Source organism: Aneurinibacillus sp. REN35, from assembly GCF_041379945.2.
GTDB lineage: Bacteria > Bacillota > Bacilli > Aneurinibacillales > Aneurinibacillaceae > Aneurinibacillus.
Genome location: NZ_JBFTXJ020000009.1, coordinates 163,919 through 169,918, shown reverse-complemented (window position 1 = coordinate 169,918; position 6,000 = coordinate 163,919). Strand labels below are relative to the sequence as shown.

At 45.8% G+C, this 6,000-nt stretch carries 7 protein-coding genes and 2 tRNA genes; all 9 read left to right on the top strand.

Annotated elements, in window-relative coordinates; genetic code table 11:
- Positions 1–68: 68 nt before the first annotated feature.
- The 9 genes from AB3351_RS16860 to AB3351_RS16820 all read left to right on the top strand — a co-directional run bounded on the left by AB3351_RS16860 (position 69) and on the right by AB3351_RS16820 (position 5,956).
- Positions 69–160 (top strand) — tRNA-Ser (locus tag AB3351_RS16860).
- 1 nt (position 161) lies between these two features.
- Positions 162–235, top strand: a tRNA-Ile gene (locus AB3351_RS16855).
- Between the two features lie 484 nt (positions 236–719).
- Positions 720–1,517 (top strand): enoyl-CoA hydratase, encoded by a 798-nt coding sequence (locus AB3351_RS16850; protein WP_371148316.1) that lies wholly within the window; start codon positions 720–722, stop codon positions 1,515–1,517.
- Between the two features lie 37 nt (positions 1,518–1,554).
- On the top strand, positions 1,555–2,043 hold the full coding sequence (locus AB3351_RS16845; RefSeq protein ID WP_371148315.1) for a DinB family protein: 489 nt from the start codon (positions 1,555–1,557) through the stop codon (positions 2,041–2,043).
- A gap of 15 nt (positions 2,044–2,058) precedes the next feature.
- Entirely contained in the window at positions 2,059–2,382 is a 324-nt protein-coding gene (locus AB3351_RS16840) for a thioredoxin family protein (protein WP_371148314.1), read from the top strand.
- A 176-nt stretch (positions 2,383–2,558) separates the two neighbouring features.
- On the top strand, positions 2,559–3,263 hold the full coding sequence (locus AB3351_RS16835; RefSeq protein WP_371148313.1) for a 5-bromo-4-chloroindolyl phosphate hydrolysis family protein: 705 nt from the start codon (positions 2,559–2,561) through the stop codon (positions 3,261–3,263).
- A 30-nt stretch (positions 3,264–3,293) separates the two neighbouring features.
- Complete coding sequence (locus tag AB3351_RS16830) at positions 3,294–4,376, top strand: toxic anion resistance protein (RefSeq protein WP_371148312.1); 1,083 nt, start codon at positions 3,294–3,296, stop codon at positions 4,374–4,376.
- 4 nt (positions 4,377–4,380) lie between these two features.
- On the top strand, positions 4,381–5,007 hold the full coding sequence (locus tag AB3351_RS16825; RefSeq protein WP_371148311.1) for a DNA-3-methyladenine glycosylase: 627 nt from the start codon (positions 4,381–4,383) through the stop codon (positions 5,005–5,007).
- Between the two features lie 34 nt (positions 5,008–5,041).
- Complete coding sequence (locus tag AB3351_RS16820) at positions 5,042–5,956, top strand: ribonuclease Z (RefSeq protein WP_371148310.1); 915 nt, start codon at positions 5,042–5,044, stop codon at positions 5,954–5,956.
- The last annotated feature ends 44 nt before the right edge of the window (positions 5,957–6,000 follow it).

Genomic DNA, 6,000 nt, shown 5'->3' with positions numbered 1-6,000 from the left:
CGCATCGGATTGTGGCTCCGACACTCGTGGGTTCGATTCCCATCGATCGCCCCATTTATATAAACAATGGAGAAGTACCCAAGAGGCTGTAAGGGGCTCCCCTGCTAAGGGAGTAGACGGGTTAAACCGTGCGAGGGTTCGAATCCCTCCTTCTCCGCCATGGGCCTATAGCTCAGTTGGTTAGAGCGCACGCCTGATAAGCGTGAGGTCGGCTGTTCGAGTCAGCCTAGGCCCATTTTATAGTGTGCGTAATAAAGGACTCCAAATATTTGGGGTCCTTTTCACATATCGTTATCATTTTTAGAGAACAAAAAAAGCAATCTGTCTTGCCTAAGACGAAGATTGCTTTTTTTGTTTAACTGAGTGAGGTGGAACAAAGACGTAATGGTTTTCCGTTATTTTTGCGCTCAACTTCCTTTGTCAAAAGCATTTCGAATTCCGAAAACGTCCAGCCCAATGCCTCCGCGAATTGCTCCAGCTTTTTCCGTTCTTCCTCTGTCATATAAACTTTGGTATAAGATTCTCTGGCCATGTTGTACTCATTCCCTTGATGGATTAATAATTGCTTTACTATCTTTACATTTTTTCGTAGTTCATGCAAACACTTTTTATGCGCTTCCAATTATAACCTATCATTTTAAAAAAAGAACTGGTATGATGAAAATGTTAAAAATTTTAATTATTTAATCAAATTGTTTGAGCTTAATAAGGAGGAGAAAATGATGACAGACATACTGACAGCACAATATCAACATATTACATGTGAAATTAGTTCTTCTATAGCCCACGTAACAATGAATCGTCCCAATAAGCGTAATGCTCTCTCGCTTGAACATTTACAAGAACTGCTTCATTGCTTTGAAAGTATTGGGAAAACAAAAGAAATTTCCGTTGTTATTTTGAAAGGAAGCGGTCCGGCTTTTTGTGCAGGACATGATCTAGGTGAGATGGTTCAGCAGGAGGCTGGTTTTTACCGCCATCTATTTGATGTATGCTCTAAAGTAATGGAAACTATACAATCGATTCCACAACCCGTCATTGCTCAAGTCCACGGCATCGCTACCGCAGCCGGCTGTCAATTGGTTGCTACATGTGATCTGGCAGTGGCGACAGAGACAACTCGCTTCGCAACACCTGGAGTTAAGATCGGTTTATTCTGCTCCACACCAATGGTAGCGCTTTCCCGCGCTGTAGGAAGAAAAAAAGCGATGGAGATGCTGCTTACAGGAGATGCACTGTCAGCTGAAGAAGCGGTGATGGCCGGACTAATTAATAAAGCTGTACCGGAAGAGCAGTTAGAAGAAGAGGTTAAGATGATGGCAATGAAGATCGCACAGGCGAGCCCGTTCACTGTGGGCATTGGCAAACAAGCATTCTACAAACAGTTAGATATGCCGCAATCTCTTGCTTATTCTTACGCTGCAGAAGTGATGAGTCTTAATGCTACAGCGGCTGATGCTGCGGAAGGGATCTGCGCATTTTTAGAAAAGCGTCCACCAAATTGGAAAGGGTGCTAAAATAATAATTGAATACACCATGAAAGGAGAGGGAAACATGAAGAATGAACTTGTTATGAAGCAGTTTTTGATCGCACGCAATCGTTTGGTAAGCACATTGGAAAAATTGACGCCAGAGGAAGCTAGCAGGAAGCCTGAAGGTTTCAATAATACAATTCACTGGCATGCTGGTCATATTTTGCTTATAGCAGAAAAATTCTTATTTATGGCACCTACAGGTTCCAATCAAGTACCGGATCATTACGATACTTTTTTTGCTAATGGTACAAAGCCAGGGGATTGGACAGATACGCCTCCGTCCCTTGCAGAAATTATTGATCGTCTCAAAGACCAGGAGAATCGCTTCAAAGCATGTGAAGCAAATCAAATAGATGCAGCTCTCCCAAAACCATTTACTTTGGGATCAGGTCTTGTGATGGAGACTGCGGGTGAGTTGATGAACATGGCCATTTATCATGAAGGAATACATACGGGCTATATTAATGCCATGAAGCGGATAGTGAGCCAGCAAACGACACAAGCGTAGAAGGATGGAGTAGATATGCAGCAATTGACAACGCTTGAAGAAATCGATACTTTTCTATCTACAACTATGATGAGCTGTTTATACATCTCACAGGAATCTTGCAGCGTATGTCATGCAGTGCTTCCAAAAGTCGAAGCGATGCTCAAGGAATTTCCTCGCATTACAAGTGCTGCCGCACGTATTGATGATATTCCTGAGCTGGCGGGAAGGTTCTCGGTATTTACTGCCCCAGTCGTGCTTTTATTTGCAGAGGGGAAGGAAATTGTGCGCAAGGCCCGTTTTATAGTAATGGATGAGTTAGAAGCTGATATAAGAAAATATTATGAATTACTCATGTAAGCTGCCTGCCATAGTTATAAAGCAAGCGTCGATCATCCGGCCTTGCTTTATTTTTTTATTTATAGTGCACCACCCAAGAATACGGGTAAATAATTAGTGAAACATGGGAGATGAATTCATCGTATAGATAATGGTAAGATAAAAGTATGCCAAAGGAAATAACGGGGTGAAGCTCGATGAGAAAATTAATAACAACCGTGTGGCGCATGTTCGTCTCCGGTATGATCTCGTTTGGAAGCCTGTTTTTATTTTTCTTGCTGTTCGATAAGGAATTCGCGCCTGCTTTTTTTGCAAGCGTGGCTGTGTTTGTTTTGTCTATGTGGATTACGGGACGTCATTATGCCTCCGGGTCTGATATGCCGTCCTATACCTTCGATGTTGAATTGGACAAGCAGGACCGGGCGTATATTCGACAGAATATACGAGAAGCCCGTAAAAAACTAAAAAATATTCGTCGATTACAGTTTCGAATTCGTTCGATTACCATCTGGCAAAAGACATCGCATCTGTATAAAGTATCGCGGCGCATTCTCACGATTGTTGAAGAACAGCCGTACCGCTTCCGTTCTGCCCGCAATTTCTTCTCCAGTTATTTAGACTCCACTATTACTATTATGGAAAAGTATACATTTCTGATCTCGCAGCCGGTTCGCAATACGGAAATGACGATGGCGCTCAAAAAAACAGAGGCCATGCTTGATGATATTATCGTCGCGTTGGAAGAGGAATTGATGCAGGTACTATCTGATGATGTACTTAATTTAGATGTGGAGATTGAGACGATGAAGAAATCGCTCGGGACAAGATCGCAGCATACTATCACAATGCCCACAGCGGAGGAGCGGATGAAAGAGGAGCAGCACGAAGAGATCAAGCGGTAAAGAAATACGCGGTAGGAAGGGGAGAGATTGATGAATTATTCAGAGGAACATAGTCAAGATGCGGCGCTTTCGCTTTCCGCTGAGCAGCAGCAGCGCGTAAGAGAACTCGCTCGTCGTATCTCCCCTGCTCAGCCGCACTCGCTTGTACAGTACGGTGCAGATATCCAAGATAAGATGGCCCGCTTAGCTGATAGCATGCTGAATCAGATGAGGGCTCATCAGGCTGAAGAGCAGATTGGAAGCATTCTACATTCCTTGCTCGATAAAGTCCGGGAGATTCGACCGGATGATATTCTTACACCGCCGCGAGGGATTCTGGCCCGTTTATTCAGTATCTCTTCTACAAAAGCCAAACAGAAAATGCTTGCTCGCTGTCAAAAAACGAATCATGAGATGGAGCGGATGGCTGATACGCTAGAACGCCTTCGTCATCAGATGCTGCGTGATACGACAATGCTTGATGTATTGTATGCAAGAAACCGGGAATACTTCCACGAGCTCAGTCTGTATCTGGTAGCTGCCAGAGAGAAGCTAAAGGAAGTACGAGAAGTTATGCTGCCTGCTATGCGTGAGAAGGCTGAGCAATCAGGTGAGTCAATGCAGATGCAGGAGTTGATGGATTTGGAGCGGTTTGCTGACCGTTTGGAGAAGAAGGTACAGGATCTGCTTATCAGTCAATCCATTGCTTTTCAAACGGCTCCACAAATTCGCATGATTCAGGAGAATCACGAGATGCTAATGGAGAAGATTCGTTCCTCCATCCTTACAACCATCCCGCTTTGGAAAAGCCAGATGGTCATTCTATTGTCGCTGCTTCGCCAGCAAGGAGCTTTATCACTACAGCGTCAGATGACAAGAGAATCCGGCGCTGTGCTTAGGGAGAACACCAAGGCGCTGAAGAACGCAGTCAGACAAACGGATAGAGAACAAGGAAATGCCGCAGCGGAAGTAGAGGCATTTAGAGATACACAGGAGGAATTGTTGACCGTTATTGAGCAGACGCTGCATATTCAGCGGGAAAGCAGCGAGAAGCGACGTCAGGTTGAACAAGCATTGGTTCATATCGAACAGGATACGGGCGGCAAGCTGGATCAGGCGAGCCGGCTCGGATAATGGGGTGAGCGCAACATTGCATAAGCTGCCAAGAGACTTCTATAATCGTGATACGCTAATTGTAGCTCGTGAATTGCTGGGCAAGCATCTTGTTCATATCGTAGACGGGATAGCGCGTGAAGGACGAATTGTCGAGGTGGAAGCATATATTGGGCCAGAAGATAAGGGAGCCCATACGTACAATGGGCGGCGTACACCACGTAATGAAGTCATGTACGGCCCACCCGGCTATGCCTATGTGTATCTAATCTATGGAATGTATAATTGTGTGAACACCGTAACGAATGAAGCAGAGAGGCCCGAAGCTGTACTGATCCGTGCGCTTGAGCCTGTACAGGGGATACCCCTTATGGCGCAGGCGCGTTTTGGAAGGAGTCAATCGCTTACGTCCAGAGAGAAAATCAGCCTTACGAACGGGCCGGGAAAGCTGTGTCAGGCATTGGGCATTACCCGTGCTCATAATGGCTTCGATCTGTGCGGCGATGCGCTGTTTATTACGGAGCCGTCAGATGCGGCAGAAGAGGTCGATATCGTGGAAACGACGCGTGTCAATATTGATTATGCAGAAGAAGCGGCATTATATCCGTGGCGATTCTACATAAAGGACAATCCGTTTATCTCGCGGAAGTAGTGAAGTTTTTTTATTTTTTGGAGGAAAATAAACCATGCTTGATATTGCTTTGTTGGGATGCGGGGGAACCATGCCGCTTCCAAAACGCTGGCTTACTGCCATGCTTGCGTCATATAACGGCAAGATGATATTGATTGACTGCGGAGAAGGAACGCAGGTAACGATGAAAATGTTGGGGTGGGGCTTTAAGTCCATTGATGCGATCTGCTTTACCCACTACCATGCCGATCACGTAGCGGGGCTGCCTGGTTTATTGTTCGCCATTGCTAATGCCGGACGGGAGGAGCCGCTTTTGCTTATGGGTCCGCCCGGGCTTGTCGAAGTGGTACGGGGAATGACCGTGATTGCCCCGTATCTTCCCTATGAGCTGGAACTGGTTGAGCTGTCTGAGCAGGAAGATACAGTACACGATGTCGGAGAATTTGTCGTGCGTACGCTTCCTGTGTATCATACGGTTCCATGTGTGAGCTATACAGTGGAAATTGAGCGGGGCAGGAAGTTTAATCCGGCACGCGCTTCTGAGCTGGGTATTCCTGTGCCGTACTGGAGTCGTTTACAGAAGGGTGAGACCATTGTGCATGATGGAAGTACCTTTACCCCAGATATGGTGCTTGGTGAGCCGCGTAAGGGCTTAAAAGTAGCCTACTGCACAGATACGCGACCGATAGAAGGATTGATTGATTTCATTCAGGGAGCCGATCTGTTTATCGGAGAGGGGATGTACGGAGATATAGAAAGTCTGCCGAAAGCGGAGGAGCACCGCCATATGCTATTTGAAGAGGCGGCGGCACTCGCCAAAGCTGGTGATGTCAAGGAGTTATGGCTGACACATTACAGTCCTTCGTTGCATACTCCTGAAGAATATATTGAGACTGCCCGCCGGATTTTTCCGGAGACAAAGCTTGGGCATGACCGGATGAACACAAGTCTTGTCTTTGAGAAAGAGTAATTCTCTTTCGGATACGTGATCGTTATCACTGACTGTATAGATCC

Bases quoted from the DNA above. Each gene is read 5' to 3' on its own strand.
- AB3351_RS16820 (WP_371148310.1), top strand. From the start codon at position 5,042: ATGCTTGATATTGCTTTGTTGGGATGCGGGGGAACCATGCCGCTTCCA.
- AB3351_RS16845 (WP_371148315.1), top strand. From the start codon at position 1,555: ATGAAGAATGAACTTGTTATGAAGCAGTTTTTGATCGCACGCAATCGT.
- AB3351_RS16830 (WP_371148312.1), top strand. From the start codon at position 3,294: ATGAATTATTCAGAGGAACATAGTCAAGATGCGGCGCTTTCGCTTTCC.
- AB3351_RS16835 (WP_371148313.1), top strand. From the start codon at position 2,559: ATGAGAAAATTAATAACAACCGTGTGGCGCATGTTCGTCTCCGGTATG.
- AB3351_RS16850 (WP_371148316.1), top strand. From the start codon at position 720: ATGATGACAGACATACTGACAGCACAATATCAACATATTACATGTGAA.
- AB3351_RS16840 (WP_371148314.1), top strand. From the start codon at position 2,059: ATGCAGCAATTGACAACGCTTGAAGAAATCGATACTTTTCTATCTACA.